General features: G+C 68.9%; 22 protein-coding genes. 11 read left to right on the forward strand and 11 right to left on the reverse strand.

Annotated features, from left to right (window positions below):
* Positions 1 to 2 precede the first annotated feature (2 nt).
* The 5 genes from L632_RS0110345 (at position 3) to L632_RS0110365 (ending at position 4461) form a co-directional block, all read left to right on the forward strand.
* The gene (locus L632_RS0110345; protein ID WP_028716762.1) at positions 3 to 614 is read left to right on the forward strand and encodes a holin-associated N-acetylmuramidase; all 612 of its coding nucleotides are present in this window, start codon (positions 3 to 5) and stop codon (positions 612 to 614) included.
* A complete protein-coding gene (locus L632_RS0110350) occupies positions 605 to 1120 on the forward strand; it encodes a holin family protein (RefSeq protein ID WP_028716763.1) in 516 nt (171 codons plus the stop codon). Before L632_RS0110345 ends, L632_RS0110350 begins: the two co-directional genes overlap by 10 nt.
* A gap of 88 nt (positions 1121 to 1208) precedes the next feature.
* Complete coding sequence (locus tag L632_RS0110355; RefSeq protein ID WP_028716764.1) at positions 1209 to 3170, forward strand: heme lyase CcmF/NrfE family subunit; 1962 nt, start codon at positions 1209 to 1211, stop codon at positions 3168 to 3170.
* A 3-nt stretch (positions 3171 to 3173) separates the two neighbouring features.
* Entirely contained in the window at positions 3174 to 3626 is a 453-nt protein-coding gene (locus L632_RS0110360; RefSeq protein ID WP_028712409.1) for a cytochrome c-type biogenesis protein, read from the forward strand.
* A 64-nt stretch (positions 3627 to 3690) separates the two neighbouring features.
* Complete coding sequence (locus tag L632_RS0110365) at positions 3691 to 4461, forward strand: enoyl-CoA hydratase-related protein (protein ID WP_028712410.1); 771 nt, start codon at positions 3691 to 3693, stop codon at positions 4459 to 4461.
* Between the two features lie 22 nt (positions 4462 to 4483).
* Here L632_RS0110365 and L632_RS0110370 read toward each other — a convergent pair whose 3' ends face one another.
* From L632_RS0110370 to L632_RS0110380, 3 genes are all read right to left on the reverse strand, one after another.
* Complete coding sequence (locus L632_RS0110370; RefSeq protein ID WP_028712411.1) at positions 4484 to 5209, reverse strand: DNA mismatch repair protein MutT; 726 nt, start codon at positions 5207 to 5209, stop codon at positions 4484 to 4486.
* Positions 5206 to 5625 (reverse strand): DUF983 domain-containing protein, encoded by a 420-nt coding sequence (locus L632_RS0110375; protein WP_028716765.1) that lies wholly within the window; start codon positions 5623 to 5625, stop codon positions 5206 to 5208. The genes L632_RS0110370 and L632_RS0110375 overlap by 4 nt, the downstream gene beginning before the upstream one ends.
* A gap of 102 nt (positions 5626 to 5727) precedes the next feature.
* Positions 5728 to 7131 carry a diguanylate cyclase domain-containing protein gene (locus tag L632_RS0110380; protein WP_028712413.1) on the reverse strand — a complete coding sequence of 468 codons (1404 nt, stop codon included), beginning with the start codon at positions 7129 to 7131 and terminating at the stop codon, positions 5728 to 5730.
* Positions 7132 to 7244: 113 nt separating this feature from the next.
* On the opposite strand from L632_RS0110380, the gene L632_RS0110385 reads away from it, so the two are divergent.
* A complete protein-coding gene (locus L632_RS0110385; RefSeq protein ID WP_028712414.1) occupies positions 7245 to 7514 on the forward strand; it encodes a DUF3572 domain-containing protein in 270 nt (89 codons plus the stop codon).
* A 14-nt stretch (positions 7515 to 7528) separates the two neighbouring features.
* On the opposite strand, the gene L632_RS0110390 is transcribed toward L632_RS0110385, so the two are convergent.
* Positions 7529 to 8890, reverse strand: coding sequence for an aminotransferase (locus L632_RS0110390; RefSeq protein WP_028712415.1), 1362 nt, complete (start codon positions 8888 to 8890; stop codon positions 7529 to 7531).
* Positions 8891 to 9032: 142 nt separating this feature from the next.
* Positions 9033 to 9359, reverse strand: a complete 327-nt coding sequence (locus L632_RS0110395) for a TfoX/Sxy family protein (protein ID WP_028712416.1) — start codon at positions 9357 to 9359, stop codon at positions 9033 to 9035.
* 67 nt (positions 9360 to 9426) lie between these two features.
* On the opposite strand from L632_RS0110395, the gene miaB reads away from it, so the two are divergent.
* The gene (gene miaB / locus L632_RS0110400; RefSeq protein WP_051416180.1) at positions 9427 to 10767 is read left to right on the forward strand and encodes a tRNA (N6-isopentenyl adenosine(37)-C2)-methylthiotransferase MiaB; all 1341 of its coding nucleotides are present in this window, start codon (positions 9427 to 9429) and stop codon (positions 10765 to 10767) included.
* Between the two features lie 271 nt (positions 10768 to 11038).
* Here miaB and L632_RS0110405 read toward each other — a convergent pair whose 3' ends face one another.
* The 5 genes from L632_RS0110405 to thrS form a co-directional block, all read right to left on the reverse strand.
* Complete coding sequence (locus tag L632_RS0110405) at positions 11039 to 13303, reverse strand: adenosylcobalamin-dependent ribonucleoside-diphosphate reductase (RefSeq protein ID WP_028712418.1); 2265 nt, start codon at positions 13301 to 13303, stop codon at positions 11039 to 11041.
* A 167-nt stretch (positions 13304 to 13470) separates the two neighbouring features.
* The gene (locus tag L632_RS0110410) at positions 13471 to 14127 is read right to left on the reverse strand and encodes a DsbA family oxidoreductase (RefSeq protein ID WP_028712419.1); all 657 of its coding nucleotides are present in this window, start codon (positions 14125 to 14127) and stop codon (positions 13471 to 13473) included.
* Positions 14128 to 15585, reverse strand: a complete 1458-nt coding sequence (locus L632_RS0110415; protein ID WP_028716766.1) for a class I adenylate-forming enzyme family protein — start codon at positions 15583 to 15585, stop codon at positions 14128 to 14130.
* Between the two features lie 207 nt (positions 15586 to 15792).
* Positions 15793 to 15999, reverse strand: coding sequence for a cold-shock protein (locus tag L632_RS0110420; protein ID WP_011747293.1), 207 nt, complete (start codon positions 15997 to 15999; stop codon positions 15793 to 15795).
* Between the two features lie 227 nt (positions 16000 to 16226).
* Positions 16227 to 18173, reverse strand: a complete 1947-nt coding sequence (gene thrS / locus L632_RS0110425; protein WP_028712421.1) for a threonine--tRNA ligase — start codon at positions 18171 to 18173, stop codon at positions 16227 to 16229.
* 166 nt (positions 18174 to 18339) lie between these two features.
* On the opposite strand from thrS, the gene L632_RS0110430 reads away from it, so the two are divergent.
* On the forward strand, positions 18340 to 19083 hold the full coding sequence (locus L632_RS0110430) for a carboxylesterase (RefSeq protein WP_028716767.1): 744 nt from the start codon (positions 18340 to 18342) through the stop codon (positions 19081 to 19083).
* Positions 19084 to 19130: 47 nt separating this feature from the next.
* Here L632_RS0110430 and phaZ read toward each other — a convergent pair whose 3' ends face one another.
* Positions 19131 to 20474, reverse strand: a complete 1344-nt coding sequence (gene phaZ, locus L632_RS0110435; RefSeq protein ID WP_156929441.1) for a polyhydroxyalkanoate depolymerase — start codon at positions 20472 to 20474, stop codon at positions 19131 to 19133.
* A 114-nt stretch (positions 20475 to 20588) separates the two neighbouring features.
* Between phaZ and phaC the strand changes: the two genes are divergently transcribed.
* The 3 genes from phaC (at position 20589) to phaR (ending at position 24314) form a co-directional block, all read left to right on the forward strand.
* Positions 20589 to 22991 (forward strand): class I poly(R)-hydroxyalkanoic acid synthase, encoded by a 2403-nt coding sequence (gene phaC / locus L632_RS0110440; RefSeq protein WP_028716768.1) that lies wholly within the window; start codon positions 20589 to 20591, stop codon positions 22989 to 22991.
* A 113-nt stretch (positions 22992 to 23104) separates the two neighbouring features.
* Positions 23105 to 23578 (forward strand): phasin family protein, encoded by a 474-nt coding sequence (locus L632_RS0110445; RefSeq protein ID WP_028712425.1) that lies wholly within the window; start codon positions 23105 to 23107, stop codon positions 23576 to 23578.
* 151 nt (positions 23579 to 23729) lie between these two features.
* A complete protein-coding gene (phaR, locus tag L632_RS0110450; protein ID WP_028712426.1) occupies positions 23730 to 24314 on the forward strand; it encodes a polyhydroxyalkanoate synthesis repressor PhaR in 585 nt (194 codons plus the stop codon).
* The last annotated feature ends 32 nt before the right edge of the window (positions 24315 to 24346 follow it).

Consider the following 24346-nt stretch of genomic DNA (forward strand, 5'->3'; position numbering starts at 1 on the left):
GCATGAAGACAGTGGAACAGATCGCGGCCGAGATCGTCGCGCGTGAGGGGGGCTACGTCAACGATCCCGACGATCCGGGCGGGGCGACGAATTTCGGCGTGACGCTGGCGACGCTGCAGCGGCTGGGCATCGACAAGACCGGCGACGGGCGCGTCGACATCCGCGACGTCAAGGCGCTGACCCGCGCCGATGCCGAGCGCATCTTCGTCGAGCATTACTTCCGCCGGCCGCGTCTGGCGGAACTGCCGGCCTCGGTGCAGGCCTCGGTCTTCGACATGTATGTCAATGCCGGCACCAATGCGGTGAAGATCCTGCAACGGCTGGTGACGCGCATGGGCTTTGCCGCGACCGACGACGGCTTGGTCGGGCCGCGCACCATCCTAGCCGCCCGGCAGGCCGAGGCGGCGGCGCCCGGCCATTTCGCCGATGCCTACGGCATCGCGCGGCGCAACTACTACTATTCGCTGGGCGATGCGCGCCCGGCCAGCCGCAAATACGCCCGCACGCAATCGGGGGGCAAGGGCGGCTGGATCCTGCGGGCCGAGGAGTTCATCTCGCCCCGCTATCACCTGTCGCTGGCCGAGCATCGCGCAAGGGTGGCGGCATGGGGCTGATGGACCGTTTCCTGGGGGCGGGCGCCGCCGCCGCCACCGTCGCCAATGCCGCCACCGGCATGGCCGAGGTGTTCCGCGAGAACGCCACCCGCCGCATGGAGCTGGACGAGCAAGCCTATGCCCGCGCCATCACCCAGCACGGCGCGGAATTCGCCGCCGCGCCGCGGGGCTGGTTCGACGGCATGATGAACGGGCTGAACCGGCTGCCGCGTCCCATGATGACGCTGGGGACGCTGGCGCTCTTCGGCTATGCCATGGTCGAGCCCGAGGGCTTCGGGCTGCGGATGCAGAACCTGAACCTTGTGCCCGAGCCGCTCTGGTGGCTGCTGGGCGCCGTCATCAGCTTCTATTTCGGCGCGCGCGAGGCGCATTACTTTCGCAGCCGGCCCGTCATCCGCCACACGCCCCCGGCCACGCCGCTGACGCTGCCGGCGCCGGAGGCCGGCGGGTCCTTCGGCGACAATCCGGCCCTGCGCGACTGGGCCGAGGCGGAAGCCGCGAAATAGCGATGCTGTGACAATCTGGCAGGCGCGGGGGGCTGGCTTGCCGCCCGCGCCACGGCTATTCTGCGGGGCAGCCACCCGGAGGAAGCCCATGATCGCCGAAATCGGCCATTTCGCCCTGATCCTTGCCTTTGCCGTGGCGCTTTTCCAGATGATCGTGCCGATGATCGGCGCCGCCAGGGGCTGGGGCGGCTGGATCGACAGCGCCCGCCCCGCCGCGCTGGCGCAATTCGGGCTGATCGGCATTTCCTTCGCGGCGCTGACCATGGCCTTCGTGACCTCGGACTTCTCGGTCGCGCTGGTCTACGAGAATTCGCATACCGCCAAGCCCATGCTCTACAAGATCAGCGGCGTCTGGGGCAATCACGAGGGCTCGATGCTGCTCTGGGTGCTGATCCTGTCGCTGTTCGGCGCGGCGGCGGCCAGCTTCGACGCCAACCTGCCGCCCAAGCTGCGGGCGCGGGTGCTGTCGGTGCAGGCGGCGATCGGCGCGGCCTTTCTGGCCTTCATCCTGTTCACCTCGAACCCGTTCGCCCGCATGGCGAGCCCGCCCTTCAACGGGCGCGACCTGAACCCGCTGCTGCAGGACCCCGGCCTCGCCTTTCATCCGCCGTTCCTTTATCTCGGCTATGTCGGGCTCAGCATGGCCTTCAGCTTCGCCGTGGCGGCGCTGATCGAGGGGCGGGTCGATGCCGCCTGGGCGCGCTGGGTCAGGCCCTGGACGCTGGCGGCCTGGGTCTTTCTGACCATCGGCATCGCGCTGGGGTCCTGGTGGGCCTATTACGAGTTGGGCTGGGGCGGGTTCTGGTTCTGGGACCCGGTGGAGAACGCCAGTTTCATGCCCTGGCTGATCGCCGCCGCGCTGCTGCATTCCGCCATCGTCGTGGAAAAGCGCGAGGTGCTGAAAAGCTGGACCATCCTGCTGGCCATCATGGCCTTCGGCTTCTCGCTGATCGGCACCTTCATCGTGCGTTCGGGCATCATCACCTCGGTGCACAGCTTCGCCAGCGACCCCGAGCGCGGCGTGTTCATCCTGGCGATCCTGGCCTTCTTCGTCGGGGGGGCGCTGCTGCTCTTTTCCGTGCGCGCGGCCTCGATGCAGGCGCGGGGCGCCTTCGCCCCGGTCTCGCGCGAGGGGGCGCTGGTGCTGAACAACATCCTGCTGGCGGTTTCGGCCTTCGTGGTCTTCATCGGCACGGTCTGGCCGCTGGTGGCCGAGATGGCCTGGGACAAGAAGCTCTCGGTCGGCGCGCCCTTCTTCGAGAAGGCCTTCACCCCCTTCATGGTGGCGCTGGCGATCATCCTGCCGCTGGGCGCGATCCTGCCCTGGAAGCGCGGCCGGCTGAAGCGCGTGCTTTATCCGCTGCGCGGCGCGCTGGTCTTTGCCGCCGCCGTCATGGCGCTGGTCTTTGCCGTCTCGACCGGGCATTCGGCGCTGGCGGTGATCGGCGCCGGGCTGGGTGCCTGGCTGGTCGGCGGCGCGGTGGCCGACCTGTGGCTGCGCACCGGCAATTCCGGCCTTGCGCGCCTGCGCCGCCTGCCGCGCGCCGATTGGGGCAAGGCGGTGGCCCATGCCGGGCTGGGCGTCACCTTCATCGGCATCAGCCTGCTGATGGCCTGGCAGGTCGAGGACATCCGCGTCGCCCAGGTCGGCCAGACCTTTACCGTCGCCGGCTATGACATCACCCTGGAGGCGGTCGAGGAGCGCACCGGCCCGAACTACGATTCCATCGTGGCCACGATGAGGGTCGGCCGCGACGGCCGGCAGGTCGCCCTGCTGCATCCCGAAAAGCGGGTCTATCCGGTGCAGGCCATGCCGACGACCGAGGCGGCGATCCAGAACGGGCTGTTCCGCGACCTCTATCTGGTGATCGGCGACGAGCAGCAGGCCGGCGGCTGGGCGGTGCGCAGCTATATCAAGCCCTTCGCCAGCTGGATCTGGCTGGGCTCGGCGCTGATGGCGCTTGGCGGCTGCATCAGCCTGTCCGACCGGCGCTATCGCGTCGCCGCCGGCGCACGGCAGAGCCGGGCCGCGGCCCAGCCGGCGGAGTAGGCGATGCGCGCGCTGATCCTGACCCTGTCGCTGCTCTTGGCGCTGCCGGCCCTGGCGGTCCAGCCCGACGAGGTGCTGTCCGACCCGGCGCTGGAGTCGCGGGCGCGCGAGATCTCGAAGATCCTGCGCTGCCCGGTCTGTCAGGGCGAGACCATCGACGAATCCAATGCGCCGATCAGCCGCGACCTGCGGCTTTACCTGCGCGAGCGGCTGGTCGCGGGCGACAGCGATGCCGAGGCGGTGCAGGCTGTCACCGACCGTTTCGGCGAATACGTGCTGTTCGAGCCGCCGGCGCGCGGGGTGAACTGGCTGCTTTATCTGGCCGGGCCGGTCATGGCGGTCCTGGCGCTGCTGCTGGGCTGGCGCTTCGTGCGCTCGCGCAACCTGCCCGAAGAAGGTCCGGCCCGGCTCTCGGACGAGGAAAAGGCCCGGCTGGACCGGATCATGCGCGACTGACGCAGGGTCGGGCCTTTTCCCCTGGCCGGTGCTTGGGCAGGATGGCCGAAAGCAGGGGGACCGGATGAGCTTTCAGACCATCGAATTCACGCATCGGGACGGCATTGCGCGGCTGGCGCTGAACCGGCCCGACACCGTCAACGCGCTGAACCGCACCATGCGGGCCGAGATCGTGGCGGCGATGACGAACCTGCCGCAGGGCACGCGTTGCGTGGTGCTGACCGGGACCGGGCGCGGCTTCTGCTCGGGCCAGGACCTGACCGACGCCACGGCCGGCTTCGACGTGGAAACCATCCTGCGCGAGGAATACGAGCCGATGCTGGCCGCCATCTCGGACGCGCCGGTGCCGGTGATCGCGGCGGTGAACGGCATCGCGGCCGGGGCGGGGGCCAATCTGGCGCTGGCTGCCGATGTGGTCATCGCCAGCGAAAGCGCCAGTTTCGTGCAGGCTTTCAGCCGCATCGGGCTGATCCCGGATGCGGGCGGCACCTTCATCGTGCCGCGCTCGGTCGGCGTGCCGCGCGCCATGGGAATGATGCTGTTCGCCGACCGCATCCCGGCGGCCCGGGCGGCGGAATGGGGGCTGATCTGGGAGGCGGTGCCGGACGCGGAATTCGCGACCGTGGTGGCAGAGCGGGCGCGAACCCTGGCCGAGGGGCCGACCGCGGCCTTCCTGGCGATCCGCCAGGCGCTGCGGGCATCAAGCGGCAACGACATGGCGGCGCAACTGCAGCTGGAGGCGCGGCTGCAGGGCGAGATGGCGCGCAGCCGGGATTTCGCCGAGGGCGTCGCGGCCTTTCTGGAAAAGCGCGCGCCGCGGTTCATCGGACGCTGAGCCGGGCGCGCTGCGGCCAGGCTCAGCCGATGCGCAGGAAGCGCGGCGCCGAGTCGCGGTTGTCGAAGAAGGGCACCGTCGGCGGCGGGACGAGCGGGCTGTCCCCGGCCGCGGCCAGCAGGCCGGCGACTTCGGCCAGCACCACTTCGGTGATGAAGGGCAGGTCCAGCGCCCGCGCCTCGGGCAGCGGCACCCAATGCAGATGCGAAAGCTCGTCGCAGGCGGCGCTGAAATCGTTGCGGTCGCCATGCAGGCGCTCGGCATCCAGCAGCAGGAAGCGGGCGTCGAAGCGGCGCGGCCGGCCGGGCGGGGTGATGGCACGGAACAGGTAGATCAGCGCCGAAGGATCGGGCGCCAGCCCGGCGCCGGAATAATGGTCCCAGCCGCTGGGGGCGGGGCCGGGCCGGCCGGTCAGCAGGCCGGTTTCCTCGGCCAGTTCGCGCAGGGCGGCGGCGGCCAGCGCCAGCGGCGTGGCGGCCGAGTCGGGGCGCGGCTCGGCCGCCAGCAGCGCCGAGGTCCGGGGCGGCAGGTCGCCGGCCAGCCGAACCTGCGCATCGGCGGCATCCACCGCCCCGCCGGGAAAGACGTATTTCGAGGGCATGAACACGGCCGAGGCGCCCCTTTGCCCCATCAGCACCGACGGCCCGCCGCGGGCCTTGCGGTCCAGCACGATGACGGTGGCGGCGTCGCGGATCGGCGGCTCGGCGGCGCTGCGGCTTGCGGGGGCGGTTCCGGCCTCGGCGCTCACGACGCGGCAGCCTCGATTCCCGCGGGCCCGGCGCCGAAGCCATGCATGCGGCGCGCCCATTGGAAGCCGATCATCCCGCCCTTGATCAGCGGCAGCAGCAAGAGCGACAGCACGACCGCGCCCAGGCTGAAGCCGATCAGCATCGCCATGGCCGAGGGCCGATACATCATGTAGACCGCCAGCAGCAGCGGCGCGCCCAGATGCGAGACCAGCAGGATGGTCAGATAGGCCGGCCCGTCATCGGCCCGCTGGTGGTGCAGTTCCTCGCCGCAATGCGGGCAGGCCGGGCGGACCGACAGGTAGCCCCGGAACAGCCGCCCCTCGCCGCAGGCGGGACAACGGCCCAGGGCGCCGCGCAGCATGGCCGGCTTGACGGGACGTTCGGGCAGGGTGGCATCGGAATAGGCATGAGGCATCGGCGCGTTCCTTTCCTGTTCCGCCCCTATGTAGGACAAGAGGCCCGCAAAGAAAAGCGCCGCGGCCGACCGCGGCGGCAGCGGCAAAGCGACGCAGCGGCCTCACGCCGCGATCATCTGCGAGGCCATGACGATCCGGTTGCGCCCCGAGGATTTCGCATTGAGCAGCGCCCGGTCGGCGCTGGTCAGTAGCGCCTCGGGGTCCAGTGCCGGCGCATGCGGACCGGGATGGCCGACCGCCACGCCCGCCGAGATGGTGACGTCCAGCTCGGGCAGCGCGCAGCCATGCGGCAGGGCGACCGGCGCGGCCATCACCGCATGGCGCAGCGCCTCGGCGATCCGGCGGGCGCTGCGGGCCGGGCAATCGGGCAGCACGGCCAGGAATTCCTCGCCGCCGATCCGGGCCAGCAGCGCGCCCTCGGGCAGCGCGGCGGCGAGGCGGGCGGCGATCTCGGCCAGCACCGCGTCGCCGGCGGGATGGCCGTGGACGTCGTTCACCTGCTTGAAACGGTCCAGGTCCAGCAGCATGACCGCCAGATCGCCCCGGCCCTCCTGCGCCTCGGCCGCGAGTTCGGCCAGGCGGGGCAGGGCATAGCGGCGATTGTGCAGCCCGGTCAGCGGGTCGGTCATCGCCCAGCGCATGTTGCGCCGGGTTTCATGCCGGCGGCGGTCGGCCTCGTGCTTGCGGGCAAGCTGGGCTTGCAGGCGCATGGCCGATTCGGGCGCTGCGTCGGGACCGGCGAGATCCCAGGCCAGCACGTCCCCGGCGCCGAGGTCCAGCGCCACCGGCATCATCTCGGCCCGCCCGGCGCGCAGTGCGACGACGAAGCCCGCCTCGCGCGAATGCGGGCGCGAGCGCAGCTCGGACAGCAAGCGCAGCCCGTCGCCCGGCTGCTGGATATCCGCCGCGATCAGGTAAAGGTCGGCCACCCGGCCCGCCGCCGCCTCGGCCAGGGCGCGCTCGGGATCGCTGACCGAGATCGCGAAATCGACCCGGCCCTGCAGGGCGTGGCGCCAGCCCAGGGCGGTGGCCGGCTGGTCGGCGACGAAGACCGCGCGCGGCCGGGCGTCATGGGCGTCATGGGCGTCATGGGCAAAGCCCGCCGCCGCCTCGGCCAGGCCGGGAAGGGGGTCTGGCAACGCGCCCGCCTCGTGCCGGATCAGCCCGCGGATCCGGGCCAGCAGCGTCAGTTCGTCGCCCGGTTCGACCAGCGCCGCGGCGCCGGCGCGCAGCGCCGCCACGCGATCCGGGCCGCTGGCCTGGAGCAGCACCGGCAGCTCGGCGCCGCAGGGCAGGGCGCGCAGTGCCGCGCAAAGCGCCGGCCCGGCCATATCGGGCAGGCTGGCGCCGATCAGCACGATCTGCGGGTGGATCAGCCGCGCCATGCGCAGCGCCTCGGCCCCCGAGGCGGCGGTCGAGACCTCGTAGCAGGCCGAGACCAGCCGCACCTTCATGGTGATGCGATTCGTCGGCACGCCGTCAACGACAAGAATACGTCCCGCCATGGTCATGCCCGCTTTACACCCGCTGCCCTGGCCCGCATCTTGCGCGACAATGGTTAACAAATCCTTTCCGGCCGCGACGATTTCGCCGCGGCCTCGAAGAAGGCGAGAGACGCATGACACCGAACGAGGCGCGCGACATCGCGGAGGCGGGCTTCGCCCATATCGCCGGGGACGCCGATCTGGCGGGGGCGCTGCTGGCGCAATCGGGCAGCGACGTGGCGGGCCTGCGCGCCATGGCGGCGCGGCCGGAATTCGCGGTCTTCGTGCTGGATTTCCTGCTGGAGCAGGACCAGCGCGTGCTGGACTTCGCACAGGTCGCGCAGATCGCGCCGCAGCGGGTGCAGATGGCGCGCGCCGTGCTGGGCGGGGGCGACCCCTGGTAGGGCCGCCCGCCGCCTCAGGCGACCTCGGCGAAGACCTTGTCGAGCGCCTTTTCCAGCTTCTCGAACATCTCGTCCATCTGCGCCTCGGTCAGGATGAAGGGCGGGCACAGCACGATGGACTGGCCCAGCGGCCGGCAGATCAGCCCCAGATCGGTGCAGGTATTGGCGATGCGCTCGCTGACCGAAAGCTTGCCGTCGAAGGGGGTCTTGCTCGGCTTGTCCTTGACCGCCTCCAGCGCCCACATGAAGCCGATGCCGCGATATTCGCCGATGTTCGGCCGGTCGGCGATGCGCTTCAGCCCCTCTTCGAAGCGGGGGGCGAGGCGGCGGACATTCTCGGCCAGCCCCTCGTTCATCACCACGTCGATGGCCTTCAGCGCGATGGCGCAGCCGACCGGATGGCCCGAGGCGGTGAAGCCGTGCGGAAACTCCTCGATCGCCTCGACGGCGGCCTCGACCCGTTTCGCGAGGTCGGGGCCAAGGATCACCGCGCCCATGGGGAAAAAGCCCGCCGTCAGGTTCTTGGACGAGATGATGGCATCGGGCATGAAGTCGTAGGTCAGGCAGCCCCAGGTGCTGCCGGTCCGCCCGAAGCCGCAGATCACCTCGTCCGAGATCATCGGGATGTCGTGCTTTTTCAGGATCGGCAGGATGGCCTGGAAATAGCCCTGGGCCGGCGGGATCACGCCCCCCGCGCCCATCACCGGCTCGGCGAAGAAGCCGGCGATGGTGTCGGCGCCCTCGCGGGTGATGGTATCCTCCAGCTCGCGGGCCAGGCGGGCGACGAATTGCGCCTCGGTCTCGCCTTCCTCGCCATAGCGCCAGTAATGCGGGCAGGTCAGGTGGATGAAGCCGGGCAGCGGCAGGCCGAAGACCGAATTGTAGGGCTTGCCGGTCATCGAGGCCGAAACCGCGGTCACGCCGTGATAGGCGTTCCAGCGCGTCAGGATCTTGCGCTTCTGCGGCTTGCCTTCGGCGGCGTGCAGGAACCACAGCATCTTGACCATGGTGTCGTTCGCCTCGGAGCCGGAATTGGTATAGAAGACCCGGCCGCTGTCGAAGGGCGAGACCTCGACCAGCTTTTCCGACAGCATCACCGTCTGGTCGGACATGCGGCCGAAAAAGGCGTGATAGCCGGGAAAGCGGTCGTATTGCGCCTTGGCGGCCTCGATCAGGCCCTTGTGGTCGAAGCCGGCGACCATGTTCCACAGGCCGGAATTCGCATCCAGATAGCGGCGGCCATGCACATCGACGATATAGGGACCCTCGCCATGGGTCACGACGACGGTGCCCCGCTGATGGACCGAGGGCATGTCGGTGAAACCATAGAGCGAATAGGTCTCGGCCCGGGCTTCCCAGCTTTGCGGTTGGTTCATGTCGTCAGCCTCCATCTGCTTTGCGGGCAGGCTAGCCGGGCGCCGGGGGCGGTTCAATGGGGCGCCGTCGCGGTTCGGGCCAAGTGCCGGCCGCGGCGCGGCCCGCCCGGCGAATTGCCCGACGGTGCGGCGAAAACGCCGCCTAGCGCGGGCGGGGCAGGCCGATCCGGTCCAGTGCCGCCTCGATGGCGGAAAGCGGCGCGGCGCGCGTCTCGGCCACCAGCGCGTCGAAGCGGCGGCGCAGCGCGGCTTTCTCCTCGTCCCGGCAATCGTTCCAGGGCCGGCCCTGCAAGCCCATGTGCAGCACGTAATAGCCGATGAAATGCGGCCGCTCGCCGGCGGCCAGCAGCGCGCGATAGGCCTCGTGCGCGCCGCAGCGGCGCAGGGCGGCCGCATCGGGAATGCCGGCCGCGACCAGGGCGCGGGCGGTCGCGGGGCCGATATTCGGGATCGTGGTCAGGTCGCTCATCTTCGCCCAGACTTTCCAAGGCAGCCGATTTCCTGTATCAGCGCGCGAACCCCAAGGACAGCACGGCATGAGCGACCAAGCCCCGAAATCCGCCCCGGCGGTGAAGAAACTCTTCATCAAGACCTATGGCTGCCAGATGAACGTCTATGACAGCCAGCGCATGGCCGAGGCCATGGGCGCCGAGGGCTATGTCCTGACCGAGAACCAGGCCGAGGCGGACATGGTGCTGCTGAACACCTGCCACATCCGCGAAAAGGCGGCCGAGAAGCTTTATTCCGACCTCGGCCGGCTGAAGCCGCTCAAGGCGGAAAAGCCGGACCTGAAGATCGGCGTGGCCGGCTGCGTCGCCCAGGCCGAGGGGCAGGAGATCCAGCGCCGCATGCCGATCGTCGATCTGGTGGTGGGACCGCAGGCCTATCATCGCCTGCCGGCCATGGCGCGGGCCGGAGGCGGCGTCGATACCGAATTCCCGGCCGAGGACAAGTTCGAGCACCTGCCGAAGCCCGCCGCCGCCACCCGCCGCGCCCCCGCCGCTTTCCTGACCGTGCAGGAGGGCTGCGACAAGTTCTGCGCCTTCTGCGTCGTGCCCTATACGCGCGGGGCCGAGGTCTCGCGCCCCGTCTCGCGCATCCTGGCCGAGGCGCGCGACCTTGTCGCCCGCGGCGTGCGCGAGATCACGCTTCTGGGCCAGAACGTCAACGGCTGGCACGGCGAGGGGCCCGAAGGGGCCGAATGGGGCTTCGGCCGGCTGATCCGGGCGATTGCGGAAATCGACGGGCTGGACCGCATCCGCTATACCACCAGCCACCCCAACGACATGGCCGAGGACCTGATCGCCGCGCATCGCGACGAGCCGAAGCTGATGCCCTATCTGCACCTGCCGGTGCAGTCGGGCTCGAACCGCATCCTCAAGGCGATGAACCGCAAGCATACGGTGGACCAGTATCTGCGGCTGATCGAGCGCATCCGCGAGGCGCGTCCCGACATCATGCTGACCAGCGACTTCATCGTCGGCTTCCCCGGCGAGACGGACCAGGACCATCAGGACACGCTGGCGCTGGTGCGCGCGGTGAACTTCGGCACCGCCTTCAGCTTCAAGTATTCGCCGCGTCCCGGCACCCCAGCCTATGAGCGGCCGGAGGTCGAGGGCGCCGTGGCCGATGCCCGCCTGCAGGAGCTGCAGGCGCTGCTGACCAGCCAGCAGAAGGCCGCGCAGGAAGGCATGGTCGGCCGCGAGCTGGGCGTGCTGTTCGAGAAGCCCGGCCGCAACCCGGGGCAGATGGTCGGCAAGTCGGACTATCTGCACGCGGTCTTCGTCGAGGCGCCCCAGGCCAGGGTCGGCGACCTGGTGCGGGTGCGCATCACCCACAGCGCGCCGAATTCGCTGGCGGGCGTGCTGGCCGCCTGAACGGCACTGGCCCGCGCCGCCGGGCGCGTGCCGTTTCTTGGGCGTCGCGCCTTGCCGCCCTGCAGAAGTGGTTTTCCGTGCGCTGCATCGCCCAAAACCGCCCGGGGGGCTGATCGGCCAGCCGCGCGTGGCGCACCCTGCCGCCACCCTCTCCGGCGGCGGGGGCCGCCGCCGGGCTCAGGCGGTCGTCAGTTACGGCCCCGTCCGGGCGGGAACGAGGGCGGGAATGCCTGGGTCATGGCTGGCCGGCAAACAACAGCCGGCCGCCCTCTCACCCGCATTTCGAATGGCCGCAGGACGGGCAGGTCATGCAGCCCTCGATCATGCGCATGCCGTATTGGCCGCAGGCCGGGCAGGCCGGGCCGCGCGGGCGTTCGCCCACCGCCATGACCTCGGCCTGGGGGTCGGATTTCAGCCCCATGCCCTCGCCGGCCAGGAAGCCGGTGGCGATCATGTGCCGTTCGATCACCCCGCCGATGGCGGCGAGGATCGAGGGCACGTAGCGCCCCTCGATCCAGGCACCGCCGCGCGGGTCGAAGACCGCCTTCAACTCCTCGACCACGAAGCTCACGTCGCCGCCGCGCCGGAACACCGCCGAGATCATCCGCGTCAGCGCCACGGTCCAGGCGAAATGCTCCATGTTCTTCGAGTTGATGAACACCTCGAACGGCCGGCGGTGGCCGCCCTGCACGATGTCGTTGATGGTGATGTAGATCGCATGCTCGCTGCCGGGGAATTTCAGCTTGTAGGTCGCGCCCTCCAGCGCCGCCGGGCGGTCCAGCGGCTCGGTCAGATAGACCACGTCGGCGCCCTTGTCGGCCTGCGGCGCCTCCTCGGTCTTTTCGCTGACCGACAGGACCGAGCCGGTGACGTCGTTCGGGCGATAGGTGGTGCAGCCCTTGCAGCCCTTGTCCCAGGCGGCCAGGTAGACGTCCTTGAAATCCTCGAAGGAAATATCCTCGGGGCAGTTGATGGTCTTGGAAATCGAGCTGTCCACCCAGTCCTGCGCCGCCGCCTGCATGGCGACATGGTCCAGCGGCGCCAGGGTCTGGGCGTTGACGAAGTAATCCGGCAGGGGCGCGTCGCCCTTCAGGTCGCGCCACATCTGCACGGCGTAGTCCACGACCTCCTCCTCGGTGCGCGAGCCGTCCTTTTGCAGCACCTTGCGGGTATAGGCATAGGCAAAGACCGGCTCGATCCCGGAACTGACATTGCCGGCATAGAGGCTGATCGTCCCGGTCGGCGCGATGGAGGTCAGCAGCGCGTTGCGGATGCCGTGCTGCGCCACCGCCTCGCGCAGATCCGCATCCATGCGCTGCATGAAGCCCGAAGCCAGGTATTTCTTCGCGTCGAACAGCGGGAAGGCGCCCTTTTCGCGGGCCAGATCGACCGAGGCGAGATAGGCGGAACGCGCGATGGCCTTCATCCAGGCCCGCGTCTGCTCGACCGCATCCGCCGCGCCATAGCGCAGGCCCAGCATCAGCAGGGCATCGGCCAGCCCGGTGACGCCCAGCCCGATGCGGCGCTTGGCCTGCGCCTCGGCCGCCTGTTGCGGCAGCGGGAATTTCGAGGCATCGACCACGTTATCCATCATCCGCACCGCGGTGCGGACCAGTTCGTCCAGCGCCTCGGGGTTCAGGCGCGCATCGGCGGTAAAGGGCGCCTCGACCAGCCGGGCCAGGTTGACCGAGCCCAGGAGGCAGGCGCCATAGGGCGGCAGGGGCTGTTCGCCGCAGGGATTGGTCGCCGCGATGGTCTCGGCATAGTTCAGATTGTTCTGCTGGTTGATGCGGTCGATGAAGATCACGCCCGGCTCGGCATAGTCATAGGTCGCGCGCATGATGCGGTTCCACAGGTCGCGCGCCCGCACGGTGTGATAGACCTTGCCGTCGAATTGCAGGTCCCAGGAGGCATCCGCCTTGACCGCCTGCATGAAGGCATCCGTCACCAGCACCGACAGGTTGAACATGCGCAGCCGGGCGCTGTCCTGCTTGGCCTCGATGAAGGCCTCGATGTCGGGATGGTCGCAGCGCATCGTCGCCATCATCGCGCCGCGGCGCGAGCCCGCCGACATGATGGTGCGGCACATGGCGTCCCAGACATCCATGAAGGACAGCGGCCCCGAGGCGTCGGCGGCCACGCCCTTCACCTCGGCGCCGCGCGGGCGGATGGTGCTGAAGTCATAGCCGATGCCGCCGCCCTGCTGCATGGTCAGCGCGGCCTCCTTGAGCATGTCGAAGATGCCGGCCATGCTGTCGGGGATCGTGCCCATGACGAAGCAGTTGAACAGCGTCACCTCGCGCCCGGTGCCGGCGCCGGCCAGGATGCGGCCGGCGGGCAGGAACTTGAAATCCTCCAGCGCGGCATAGAAGCGGTCCTCCCACAGCGCCGGCTCCTTCTCGACGCGTGCGAGGTCGCGGGCGACGCGGCGCCAGCTGTCCTCGACCGACAGGTCGATCGGCTGGCCCTCGGCGTCCTTGAGCCGATACTTCATGTCCCAGATCTGCTCGGCGATAGGGGCGGAGAATCGGCTCATGGCAGGCGTCCTTGGCTAGGGTCGGAATCGGGGCGAGCGGGTCTTATACAGCCGCGCCCGCCCGGTTGGAGTCGGAAAAACATGAGAGGTATGAATATAGGCGAAACCGGCGCCGATTTCCAGATCTTGCGGGCGCGCGCACGGCCCGCACAACCTGTGGGGGCAGGCTATTGCTGCCCGCCGCCCAGCTCGTCGATGACGTTCTGCCACAGGCTGGCCGGCTGCGCGCCGGTGACGACATGGGTGTCGGCGACGATGAAGGTCGGCACCGAGTTGATGCCGCGTTGCCGGGCATGCAGTTCGCGGCTGGCGATCTGGTCGCGGTCCTCGGCCGTGGCGAGCAGGCGGCGGATCATCCGGCCGTCCATCCCGGCCTTCTCGCCGATCTCGACCAGAACGTCCGGGTTCGAGATGTTCCGGCCCTCGCGCCAATGCGCCCGCATCAGGCCGGACATGACCGGGCTCTGCACACCCTCCAGCCCGGCCCAGTAGAGCAGGCGATGGGCGTCGAGCGTGTTCGGCACCCGCTCGATCAGCGAGGGGTTGATCCACAGGCCCAGCCGCTCGCTGGCCTCCATCACCGGCTTCATGGCGGCGATGATGCCCTTCTCGTCGGTGAATTTCATCTTCATGTAGGCGACGTAATCCATCCCGGCCTGCGGCATCTGCGGGTCGAGGCGAAAGGGCTGCCAGGTGATGGCGAAAGGGTGGCCGGGGCGGCTTTCCAGCGCCCGGTCCAGCTCGGCCTTGCCGATCAGGCACCAGGGGCAGACCGGGTCGGCGAAGATGTCGAGGCGCACTTGGCCGGGAAGGGGGTCGGTCATTCAGCGATCCTTGCGATGGATGTCGCGCAGGGCGCGGCGGTTGATCTTGCCCGTGGGCGTCCGGGGCAGGGCGGGCAGGCGGATGTATTCGCGCGGCTGCTTGTAGCGCGCCAGCGCCGCCTCGGCCTGCCGCCGCATCGCCTCGGCCGTGGCGGGGCCGGTCCAGAAGGCGGCGATGATGCTCGTGCCGGGGCCGACAGGCAGTTCGGCGGCGGCGACGTCGCCGGCATCGGGCAGGGCGGAAAGCGCGTCCTCGACCTCGCCCGGTGCGACGCGGAAGCCGCCGGCATTCATCATGTCGTCGGCGCGGCCCAGGGTGCGGATTGCCCCCTCGGGCGTGGCCTCGGCCAGATCGCCGGTCAGGAACCAGTCGCCCCGGAAGCGGGCGGCGGTCTCCTCGGGCTGGTCGAGATAGCCCAGGAACAGGCCGGGGTCCGAGCGGTGCACGGCCAGGATGCCGGGGCCCGGGCCCGGTGCGCCGCTATCGTCGAGGATGGCGATGCGGCGGCCGGGCTGGGGGAAGCCGGCCGTGCCCTCGGGCGCCGGCCGGGCCGGGCTGCCGGACAGGAAGGTCGAGCATTCCGACATGCCCATGGCCTCGTGCAGGTCGGTGCCGGTGCGCGCCTGCCAGTCGCGGCGCAACCCGGGGTCGAGCCGCTCGCCGGCGGTGAGGCCATGGCGCAGCCCGGCCCAAGGCTTCCACTCGGCGCGCAGAATGCGGCGGAAGACGCCGGGCGCGGCGGCGAGGATGGTGGCGCCGTGGCGGCTGGCGATCAGCGGGATCTGCTCGGGCGCGACGCCTTCGACCGGGATCAGCGCCGTGGCGCCGACGGTCCAGGGGTCCATGAGCCCGGTGCCGAGCGTGAAGGTCCAGTTGAAGGCGCCGGCATGCAAGAGCCGGTCCTGCGCCGTCAGCCCATACCAGCCGTCGAACATCATCCGGCGGGCGAGGATGGCGCGATGCGCGTGGCAGACGGCGCGCGGCTGGCCGGAGGTGCCCGAGGTGAAGACGATATAGGCCAGGTCGTCGGGATCGCGTTGCGCGAAGCCGGCCGGCGGCAGGGCGGCGAAATCGGCGAGCCGGGCGGCGGGCAGAACCGGGGCCGGGTGGTCCGGGAGCGCGATGCCCTGGTCGGCGACGATCATCGCCGGGCGGATGGCGGCGGCGATCCTGCCGATCTCGGGCGCGGTCAGCATCGGCGAGGTCGGGACCGGCACGATGCCGGCGGCGATGGCGCCGAGATAGGTCACCGGGAAGCCGGGATTGTTGCCCAGCCGCATCAGCAGCCGGTCGCCGGGTGCAAGGCCGGCTTGCAGCAGGCCCGTGGCGGTGCCCAGCACCGCCCGGCGCAGCCGGGCGTGCGACCAGCGGTCGGCGCGGCTGAGGCCGAGGACCGACATGGCTAGCTTGTCCGGCACCGCCAGCCCGGCTTGCAGCACATGTTCGGCCAGATTCATCCCGTCACCTCCGCCCGGTCCAGGGCTTCGGGATAGAGGCTTGCAGCGCGGCTGGAAAGGGGGCTCTGTCCCCCGCGAGGCCGGCCCCTTCCGGGGCCTGCCTCGCGTCCCCCGGGATACTTGTGCAAGAAAGAAGCCGGGGGCCGGCATGAAAGCGGCCGGCGCCTTGCGGGGCCGGCCGGTTCCGAAATTCCGGGTGCTGTCGAATCAGAGCAGCTTCAGATCCGAGGCCGAGCTGCGGCCGTCGCGGCCGGATTGCAGTTCGTAGGCGATCTTCTGGTTGTCGTTCAGGCCGGTCAGGCCGGCGCGCTCGACCGCCGAGATGTGGACGAACACGTCCTTGCCGCCGTCATCGGGCGCGATGAAGCCATAGCCTTTGGTGGCGTTGAACCATTTCACGGTGCCGGTAGCCATTATACCGTCTCTCCTTCAAGTCCTCCCGGGGCGAGATTGCGCCCGGGCCGTGCAGCCCTTTCCCGTCAAGTCCGGCTGCCCCGTGAAGGGAGGCGGTAGAAAGTCGTGCTCACGCGGACGAGAGGATGAACGATTCGCGGAAAAACGCAAGCAATAATGCGTCGCGCAAGTTGACGCGAGGTCAGCTTGCGCGGTGCCATGGGCAGATTCTTGCTGATCTGCGCCGGTCAGCGCAGATCGGGCGGCGTGGCCTCGGCGGCGAGGGCCTGGATCGCCTGATCCAGCCCCAGGCTTTCGCTGCCCTGCCGGTCGAGGCGGCGCACGGAAACGCTGCGCTCCTCGACCTCCTTCAGGCCGACGGCCATGATGACCGGCACCTTGCCGACCGAATGCTCGCGGACCTTGTAGTTGATCTTTTCGTTGCGGGTGTCGGCCTCGGCCCGCAGTCCGGCCTTGCGCAGCGCGGCCACCACCTGATGCACGTAATCGTCGGCGCCCGAGACGATCGAGGCGACCACGACCTGGCGCGGCGCCAGCCAAAGCGGCAGCTTGCCGGAATAGTTCTCGATCAGGATGCCGATGAATCGCTCGAAGCTGCCCAGCACGGCGCGGTGCAGCATGACCGGCATGTGTTTCTGCCCGTCCTCGCCGACATATTCCGCCTCAAGCCGCTGCGGCAGGTTGAAGTCGCATTGGAAGGTGCCGCATTGCCATTCCCGGCCGATGGCGTCGGTCAGCTTGAAGTCGAGCTTCGGCCCGTAGAAGGCGCCGTCGCCGGGATTGACCTCATAGGGCAGGCCCAGGTGCTCGATGGCGCCTTTCAGCGCCGCCTCGGCCTTGTCCCAGATCTCGTCGGAACCGACGCGCACATCCGGCCGGGTCGAGAGCTTGATGTCGAATTTCTCGAAGCCGAGATCCTTGTAGACCGAGGACAGGAGCCCGATGAAGCCGGCGCATTCCGCCTCGATCTGGTCCTCGGTGCAGAAGATATGCGCATCGTCCTGGACGAAGCCGCGCACCCGCATCAGCCCGTGCATGGAGCCCGAGGGCTCGTAGCGGTGGCAGGAGCCGAATTCGGCCAGCCGCAGCGGCAGGTCGCGATAGGATTTCAGGCCCTGGTTGTAGACCTGGACATGGCAGGGGCAGTTCATCGGCTTGAGCGCGTTGATGCGCTTTTCCTTGGCGCCTTCCTCGTCCACCTCGACGATGAACATGTTCTCGCGATAGGCTTCCCAATGGCCCGACTTCTCCCACAGGATGCGGTCGACGACCTGCGGGGTCTTGATCTCCTTGTAATCGGCGCGGATCAGCCGGCGGCGCATATAGGCTTCCAGCTCGCGATAGATCGACCAGCCGTTGGGGTGCCAGAACACCATGCCCGGCGCTTCCTCCTGGAAATGGAAGAGTTCCATTTCGCGGCCCAGCTTGCGGTGGTCGCGCTTGGCGGCCTCCTCCAGCATGGTCAGATGCGCCTTGAGGTCGTCGCGGTTCTTGAAGGCCACGCCGTAGATGCGCTGCAGCATCGGCCGCGAGGCGTCGCCCAGCCAATAGGCGCCGGCGACATGCGTCAGCTTGAAGGCGTCGGCTGGCACCTGGCCGGTATGCTGCAGATGCGGGCCGCGGCAGAGATCCTGCCAGTCGCCGTGCCAATACATCCGCAGATCCTCGCCCTCGGGGATGCGGTTCACCAGCTCGACCTTGAAGGGTTCGCCGCGGTCCTCGTAATAGGCCAGCGCCCGGGCGCGGTCCCAGACCTCGGTGCGCACCGGATCGCGGGCGGCGATGATCTGCTTCATCCGCGCCTCGATGGCGCCCAGGTCCTCGGGGGTGAAGGGCTCGGCGCGGTCGAAGTCGTAGAACCAGCCGTAATCGCGCACCGGGCCGATGGTGACCTTCACGTCCGGCCAGAGCTCCTGCACGGCGCGGGCCATGATATGGGCGAGGTCGTGGCGGATCAGCTCCAGCGCCGGCTCGCTGTCCTTCATGGTGTTGATGGCGATCTTGCCGCCGGTCGTGATCGGCCATTGCAGGTCGATATGGCGGCCGTCGAGGCTGGCCGAGATGGCGTTCTTGGCGAGGCTGGGGGCGATGGAGGCCGCGACCTCGGCCGCCGTCACGCCGGCGGGGTAGTCGCGCGCATTGCCATCGGGAAAGGTCAGGGAGATCTGGGACATGGAGTCCTCCTCGTCGGTTTGGCGCCCACGGAACGCCCGGTTGCGGGTATGTCGGGCGGGTGTGGCCCGATTGCCGGGCGTTGTCAATGCGGCTAGGGTCGCGGGGGGCTTTGCGCCCCCGTCGCGCGAGGCGCGACTCCCCGCAGGGTATTTGGGAAACAGAGAAATGACGCAGTTTCTGGAAGGGCCGCAGGGGCGGCGCATCGCTTATGAACGGGTCGAGGGGCGGGGGCCGGGCGTGGTGTTCCTGGGCGGGTTCCGCTCGGACATGCAGGGCACCAAGGCGCTGTGGCTGGAGGATTGGGCGCGGGCGCGGGGCCGGGCCTTCCTGCGCTTCGACTATTCGGGGCACGGCGAATCCTCGGGTGCCTTCGAGGAGGGCAGCATCGGCGACTGGTTCGCCGATGCCATGGTCGCGATCCGCGGGCTGACCGAGGGGCGGCAGGTGCTGGTCGGTTCCTCGATGGGCGGCTGGATCAGCCTGCTGCTGGCAAGGACCATGCCCGAACGGCTGGCCGGGCTGGTCACGGTGGCGGCGGCGCCGGATTTCACCGAGCGCGGCTATTGGGCCGGGTTTTCGCCCGCCGAGCGCGCGGCGCTGCAGGAGCGGGGCCGGGTCGAGCAGCCCAGCGACTATGGCGAGCCCTATGTCATCACCCGCCGGCTGATCGAGGACGGGCGCGACCATCTGGTGCTGGACCAGCCCCTGCCGCTGCCCTTCCCGGTGCGCTTCCTGCAGGGCACCGCGGATGCCGATGTGCCGATGTCCTGGGCGCTGGACCTGCTGGACCATGCGCGCGGCGAGGACATGCGGCTGACGCTGGTGAAGGGGGCGGATCACCGTTTTTCGACGCCCGACTGCCTGGCGCAGATCGGCGCGGCGATCGAGGAGGTCCTGGCGCGGGGATGAGAGGGGCGCGGCCGGCAGAGCGGGCCGCGCCCCGTTCCCGCGGGTCGTCAGACCGCGATCTTGGAATCGTGTTCGGTGAGGTTGCTGACGCCGCAATCGACCGGGACCGGGCCGCTGCGGCGGCGCTTGCGCTGGCCGGCGGGCTGGACCTGTTCGTCGATGAAGTCCAGCACCAGCGGGCGGATGTTCAGCCGCCAGCTCTTGCCGGCGAAGATGCCGTAATGGCCGGCGCCGGGCTCCAGGTGCTGGGTCTTGCGGCTTTCCGGCACCCCGGTGCAGAGCGCCAGCGCCGCGACGCATTGGCCCGGGGCCGAGATGTCGTCATTGGCGCCCTCGACCGTCATCACCGCGACATCGGTGATCTTGCCCAGATCGACCGGCTTGCCGTTCACGGTGAAGCGGTTCAGCGCGATTTCGCGCTCCTTGAAGATGCGCTCGACGGTGGAGAGGTAGAATTCGGCGGTCATGTCCATCACGGCGAGATATTCGTCGTAGAACGTGTTGTGCTTGTCGCCCTCGGAGGCCTGGCCGCGGGCCTCGGCGAAGATCTTGTCGAGGAAGGCCTTGGCATGGGTCTCGGCATTCATGGCGATGAAGGAGGAAAGCTGCGCGAGGCCGGGATAGACCATGCGCCCGGCGCCGCGATACTTGAAGCCGACCTGCTGGATCATCAGGTAGTCGAGTTCGCCCATGGTGATGCGGTTGCCGAAATCGGTCACCTCGGTCGCCGCCGCGTCGGGATCGATGGGACCGCCGATCAGGATCAGCGAGCGGGGCTGGGCCTTGGGGTCCTCCTCGGCCAGGAGCGCGGTCGCGGCCAGGGCCAGCGGCGCCGGCTGGCAGACCGCGATCACATTGGTGTCGGGGCCGAGATGGCGGATGAAATCGACCAGATACTGGGTGTAGTCGTCGATGTCGAACTTGCCGCAGCTGACCGGAATGTCGCGGGCATTGTGCCAATCCGTCACATAGACTTCGCAGTCCGGAAGCAATGATGTGACCGTGGTGCGGAGGAGAGTGGCATAGTGACCCGACATCGGCGCGACCAGAAGAACCTTGCGGGCCAGCGGCGTGCGCCGCGCGACGCGGAAATGCACCAGGTCGCCGAAGGGGCGCTCGATCACCGGCTCGACATAGACGACATGGTCCTGGCCGTCCTCGGAGACGATGGGCGGAATCTCCCAGTCGGGCTTGATGACCATGCGGGCGAAGCTGCGCTCGGTCACCCGGCCCCAGGCCGACATGAGCTTGAACAGCGGATTCGGCATCAGCGCGAAGGCCGGATAGGAGGCCAGGGCGCGCGCGCTGGCGCCCATCCATTCGTTGGTGTTCCGGATCGTCTCCATCGCGTCGTAGGAGATGATACCTCTCAAACCTTTATACGTCGTCATTCCCAACCTTCTCCCGTGAACCCGCCGGATTCGGCCTTGCCGGGGAATGACACGGCTTTACCTGCGTATTGTGCTGGGCATAATGATTTTACGGTTCAGGGAGGATTGTCAATTATGGCGGGCAAAGACGAAAAGCCGGAAAGCGAAACCGGGGCCCAGACTGCGGCCAGCCCGGGCAGGGGCCGCAAGGCGGGGGCGAAGGGCCGGGCAGCCGCGCAGGCCGAGGCCGCCCCGGCCGAATCGGACAAGCCGAAACGGACCCGCCGGGCAAAATCCGCGTCCGTCGCCGAGCAGCCGGCCGCGCCGAAGGCCACCGCTCCCAAACCCGCCGCCGCAAAGCCTGCCACCGCAAAGCCCGCCGCCGAGCAGCCGGTGAAGCCGGCCGCGCCGAAGGCCGCCGCTCCCAAACCCGCCGCAGCGAAGCCTGCCGCCGCAAAGCCCGGCGGCGCGAAAGCCGCGACCAAGTCGGGGGCGCGCAATGCCGCGTCGCGGGCCCGGGCGGCCAGCCGCAGCGATCCCCGCACCGGCACGCGCCGCAAGCCGGCCGCCAAATCGGCGGCCAAGGCCAAGGCCGAGCCGGCGACGCTGGGCGCCGTGGACGAGGCGCTGCGTCCGCTGGGCGCCGTCGGCCCGGGCGGCCTGCCGCCCATGGGCGCGCCCGTCGCCACGACCCCGGCGCCCGCCGCGGCTGAAAAGCCCGCCGCCGACGCGTCGCCCGCACCCGGTTCCGCCGCCGCCTTTGCCGAGGCCGCCTTCGGCGTCGGCAGCCGCCTGCCCGAGAAACTGGCCCAGAACATCGAGCGCATCGAATCGCTGACGCAGCGCCTGATCAGCGCCCTGGCACAGCGCCGCCCCCACAGCCCCGGGGTCGAGATGCCCGGCCCCGACCTTTTCGCCACCGCGACCTCGGCCTGGATCAAGCTGCTGGCCGAGCAGCCCGAGCGGGTGATCGGCCAGCAGGTCAGCTATTGGGGCGAGACTCTGCGCCATTTCGCCGAGGCCCAGGCCGCGCTGGCCCGCGGCACGCTGACCCCGCCGCCCAGCGAGGGGCCGCGGGACCGGCGCTTCTCGAACCCGCTCTGGGAGGCGCATCCCTTCTTCAACTTCATCAAGCGGCAATACCACATCAACGCCCAGGCGCTGCAGGAGGCGGCCAGCGCCCTCGACCTGCCCGAGATGAGCGACCGGCGCCGCATCGAGTGGTTCACCCGCCAGATGATCGACATGATGGCGCCGACGAACTTCCTGGCGACCAATCCCGACGCGCTGGAAAAGGCGCTGGAGACCGAGGGCGAGAGCCTGGTCAAGGGGCTAGAGAACCTGGTGCGCGACGTCGAGCAGAACAGCGGCGAGCTGATCGTCTCGCTGGCCGACCGCGACGCCTTCCGCGTGGGCGAGAACATCGGCACCAGCGAGGGGACGGTGGTCGCGCGCACCAGGCTTTACGAACTGATCCAGTACAAGCCCACCACCCCGCAGGTGCACGAGATCCCGCTGGTGATCTTTCCGCCCTGGATCAACAAGTTCTACATCCTCGACCTCAAGCCGCAGAACAGCCTGATCAAATGGATCGTCGATCAGGGGCATACGCTGTTCGTGGTGGCCTGGAAGAACCCCGATCCCAGCTATGCCGACACCGGCATGGACGACTATGTCTCGGCCTATCTCGAGGTCATGGACCGGGTGCTGGACCTGACCGACCAGAAGAAGCTGAACGTGGTCGGCTATTGCATCGCCGGCACCACGCTGGCGCTGACGCTGTCGCTTCTGAAGCAGCGCGGCGACGACAGGGTGAACGCGGCCACCTTCTTCACCGCGCTGACCGATTTCGCCGACCAGGGCGAATTCACCGCCTATCTGCAGGAGGATTTCGTCTCGGGCATCGAGGAGGAGGCGGCGCGGACCGGCGTGCTGGGCGCACAGCTGATGACCCGCACCTTCAGCTTCCTGCGCGCCAACGATCTGGTCTGGGGCCCGGCGATTCGCAGCTACATGCTGGGCGAGATGCCGCCCGCCTTCGACCTGCTGTTCTGGAATGGCGACGGCACCAACCTGCCCGGGCGCATGGCGGTGGAGTATCTGCGCAGCCTGTGCCAGCAGAACCGCTTCGTCCGCGACGGGTTCGAGCTGATGGGCCATCGCCTGCATGTCGGCGATGTCACCGTGCCGCTCTGCGCCATCGCCTGCGAGACCGACCATATCGCGCCCTGGAAGGACAGCTGGCGCGGCATCGCGCAGATGGGTTCGAAGGACAAGACTTTCATCCTGTCCGAATCGGGCCATATCGCCGGCATCGTCAACCCGCCCAGCAAGAAGAAATACGGTCACTACACCTCGGATGCCGGCTTCGATCGGGACGAGCAGCACTGGTTGGACCGGGCGCAGCACCATGAGGGCAGCTGGTGGGGCCGCTGGGGCGAATGGCTGGCCCGGCGGGCAGGAGAGATGGTCGAGGCGCGCGACCCCGGCGATGGTTTCGGCCCCGCGCCCGGGCTTTACGTCCACGAGCGGGCGTAAATTTTTTCTGCGCTGCAGCAAGAAAATCTTGCAATGCTGCAGTGCAGAAAGTATATGGGGGACAGAAGAGTTCAACCGGTGCCGAAGCTTCGCGCCGACCTAGGAGAGAGCAAATGGCCAAGACCCCTGACTTTACCAAGACCATGCAAGAAGTGATGGCGAAATTCCCGGTCGATACCTCGTCGTTCCAGGACGCCTTCAAGTCGCAGACCGCCCTGGGCGAAAAGATGGCCAAGGTTGCCCTGGCCGCTGCCGAGCGTTCGACCGAGATCTCGGCCCAGTGGGCCAAGGACACCATCGCCCGCATGGGTGAGCTGACCTCGTCCAAGGAAGAGCCGGCCGAATACGCCAAGGCGCTGAGCGACTTCGCCACCGCCGCCGCCGAAATGGCCGCCGAGCACATGGCCGCCTTCGCCGAAGTCGCCAAGAAAGTGCAGATGGACACCGTCGATCTGATGCTGACCGCCGGCAAGGACCTGGCCTCGGACGCCCAGAAGGCCGCCGAGAAGGCCACGCGCGAGACCCAGGCCGCGGTCAAGAAAGCCGCTGCCGCCGCGACCACGGCCAGCACGGTGACCAAGGCCTGATCCGGCCTCGGACGTTTCGGGACAAGGGGGCAGGTTTCTGCCCCCTTTTCTCATGCCCGCCGGGGCGTCCCACTTTGCCCAGCATGGCGATTTTCTTTGCATTTCTCCGGGTCATTTCCCATCATGCTGCAAATGCATTGCCGGAGGAGCCATGGCTGAGGCCGAGAACACGACCCCGCTTCTGATCAAGCGCTATGCAAGTCGCCGCCTCTACAACACCGAGACGAGCGATTACGTCACGCTGGAGGACATCGCGGGTTTCATCCGTGCCGGGCGCCAGGTGCGCATCGTCGATCTCAAGACCGGCGACGACCTGACCCGGCAATATCTGTTGCAGATCATCGCCGAGCACGAGGGGCGGGGCGAGAACGTGCTGCCCATCGACGTGCTGATCGACCTGGTGCGCAGCTATACCACGCAGGCGCAATCGGTGGTGCCGCAATTCCTGGCCGCGAGTTTCGAGATGCTGCGCGAGGGCCAGTCCAAGATGATGGAGAACCTTTCGACCTTTCCCAACCCGATGTCCTCGATGCCGGGGTTCGAGGCGCTGCAGCGCCAGCAGCAGCTGTTCCTGAAGGCGATGGCAGCGGGCTGGGGCGCGGGCAGCAGCGGCCCCGACATGGACGAGATGGAGGGCGAGGCGTCTTCCGGCGGCAAGAAGGGCTCGGGCGGCGAGGACATGGCCGAGATCCGCCGGCAGCTGGCCGAGCTTCAGAAGCGGATTTCGAAGCTTTGAGAGAACTGCGACTTGCGCAGCCCGGCCCGTCG

The organism is Paracoccus sp. J39 (assembly GCF_000518925.1).
In the GTDB taxonomy this organism is placed as follows: Bacteria; Pseudomonadota; Alphaproteobacteria; order Rhodobacterales; family Rhodobacteraceae; genus Paracoccus.